The sequence below is a fragment of the Streptomyces sp. adm13(2018) genome (assembly GCF_008042145.1).
Lineage (GTDB): Bacteria > Actinomycetota > Actinomycetes > Streptomycetales > Streptomycetaceae > Streptomyces.
The window spans coordinates 1-2,406 of the sequence record NZ_RDBH01000270.1; the positions used below are offsets into that span (position 1 = coordinate 1).

The 2,406-nt window shown below is 75.8% G+C and carries 2 protein-coding genes; one reads left to right on the forward strand and one right to left on the reverse strand.

What is annotated here, in order from left to right:
- Positions 1 to 36: 36 nt before the first annotated feature.
- On the reverse strand, positions 37 to 1,437 hold the full coding sequence (locus EAO70_RS36465; protein ID WP_148007068.1) for a helix-turn-helix domain-containing protein: 1,401 nt from the start codon (positions 1,435 to 1,437) through the stop codon (positions 37 to 39).
- Positions 1,438 to 1,629: 192 nt separating this feature from the next.
- On the opposite strand from EAO70_RS36465, the gene EAO70_RS36470 reads away from it, so the two are divergent.
- The coding region (locus EAO70_RS36470) for an AfsR/SARP family transcriptional regulator (protein WP_187284204.1) at positions 1,630 to 2,406 on the forward strand (777 nt) is incomplete at its 3' end.

The window sequence follows — 2,406 nt, forward strand, 5'->3', positions numbered from 1 at the left end:
GAGGGAGGGAGCGGGTGGGAGAAGGGGGCGGGCCGTTCAGGAGGAGACGAGGGCGGTCGCCGGTACGAGGGTGGCGGCGCGTTCGGCGGCGAGCCGGCGTACCAGGTGGAGCACCCCGAACCGCGGGGCGCCGTCCTCCTCACCGCCCCCCTCGCCGGGCAGGCGCCGCACCAGGCCGCGGAGCATGAGCGCGTGGACGTCGCGCACCACACCCGCCGGGGTCGCGGACAGACCGGCGGCGGCCTGGTCGGCGCTCCAGCCGTCGGGGAGCAGGCTCAGGTCGCCGAGCAGGGCCGCGGGCCCGTCGTCGAGCCGGGCCACGGCGTCCGCGAGCAGCGCCGAGAGCCCCTCGCCGGCCGCGTCTCCGCCGGGCTCCCCGGCGGTCACGTCGTCCACGACGTCGAGCGGCGCGGTCTGCGCGATCCGCAGCAGTTCCGCGGGCGAGCGCAGCAGCAGCCAGGAGGCTGCGGCCTCCATCGCCCGCGGCACCCCGTCGAGGGCCCGGCTGATCCGCGCCACCGTGCGCACCAGCGAGTCGCCGGGCATCAGGTCGGGACGCATGTGGCCGACGTACGACAGCATGAGTTCGACGGCCGGCTGCCCGGCGGTCAGGGAGGCCCCCGGTGCGCCGGTTCCGCCCGTGGACGCCCCGGGCTCCGGCTCGGGCACGGGCAGCGGGCCGAGCGGCAGCATCCGGTTGCCCGGGGTGCGGTGCGGTTCTCGGGTGGTGATCAGCACCGTGAGGCGCTCGCAGACGTGCAGCAGCTCCAGGAGCTGGGGCGTGATGTGGGGGCCGGTGTCGTGGCCGTCGAGGACCAGGAGGGTGTCCCGGCCGCGTATCACGGAGGCGAGTTCGTCGAGGCCCCGGCCGCCGAGGGCGAGGGAGCGGGCCCAGCCCGTCAGCGCGGAGCGCGGGCTGCGGGTGCCCGCGGGCCCGGCGGGCTGCGGCGCGGTCCCGGTCATGTCGACCCAGACGACGGGGGTCCGGTCGCGGCCGTGGAGCAGGAGGGCGGCCTCCTGGGCCAGCCGGGTCTTGCCCACGCCGGCCAGGCCCACCACGCTGACGAGCCGCTCGTGCTCGGTGGCCAGCAGACCGGTCAGGGCGCGGAGTTCCTCGGCGCGGCCGACGAGTCTGCGCAGCGGCTTGGGCGGTGGGGCGAGCTCGGCGCCGTACGCCTCGCGCATCACCGTGCCGGCCTCGGCCCCGTCGACGGCCAGTTCCAGGGCGGCCCGGCGGGCGTCGCTGAGCCGCATGGCCCCGGCGAGCAGCCGGAGCGTCTCGCGGCGCGGGTGCCGGACGCGTCCCTGCTCCAGGTCCCGGATGGCCCGCACGCTGACGGTCGACAGGCCGGCGAGTTGCTCCTGGGTGATGCCGGCCCACTGCCGTGCCGCCCGCAGCTGTTCGGCGAGTCCGTCCGGCGATGCCTGTGCGGTCATGACCAGTCTCCTTGCTGCATGGGGGGTCCTCGGTCGAGGGCCGTGCAGGAGGCGGCCTCGTGGTTCCTACGGTGCGGGAACCGCTTACCGATCGCGTACCGCCTCGTTCCCGGGGGTCACGGGAACGGGCTAGGATCCGCAAAACCCGGCGCCGAGGGCGTGGCCGGAAGACCTGGGGGGGTGCTCGCGGCAATGGCCGGTGCCGAGGAGCAATCGCTGAGATTCAACGTGCTGGGGCCGCTGGAGGGCTGGGCCGGCGGCGCGCGCCTGAGGCTGGGGGGCCTCATCCAGGAACGGGTGCTGGGCACGCTGCTCCTGGAGCCGGGACGGGTGCTGACGATCGGCCGGCTCGTGGAGTCGGCCTGGGCCGAGGAGCCGCCGGCGACGGCCTCGCACCAGGTCCGCAAGGCGGTCGCCGACCTCCGCCGGCGCATCCCGTCGGGCAGTGAGGTCATCGTCACCGACGGCCCCGGCTACCGGGTGGTCCTCGCCCCGGAGCAGCTCGACCTGACGGAGTTCGGAAATCTTGTGAGATCCGCCCGGGACGCGCCGGGCGAGGGCCGGACGGTCGACGCCGTGGCGGATCTGCGCCGGGCCCTCGGCCTGTGGCGCGGTCCGATCCTGTCGGGTGCGGGCGGCCCGGTGATCGAGGCGGCTGCCACGGCCCTGGAGGAGCGCAGGCTGGCCGCCGCGGAGCAGCTCTTCGAGCTCCGTCTCGGGCTCGGCGAGACGGCGGAGCTCGTCGTCGACCTGCGGGACCTGGTGCAGGCGCATCCCCTGCACGAGTCGCTGCGCGCCCAGTTGATGCTCGCCCTGTACCGCTCGGGCCGGCAGGCCGAGGCGCTGGAGGAGTACGGCCGGGTCAGGGAACTCCTGGTGGAGGAGCTGGGCGTCGATCCCGGCCCCAGGCTGACCAAGGTGTACGAGGGGATCCTGCGCGACAGTCCGGAACTGGCCGCCCCCGCTCCC

Excerpts from the sequence above, each read along its gene's own strand:
- EAO70_RS36465 (WP_148007068.1), bottom strand. The coding sequence starts at position 1,437 with ATGACCGCACAGGCATCGCCGGACGGACTCGCCGAACAGCTGCGGGCG.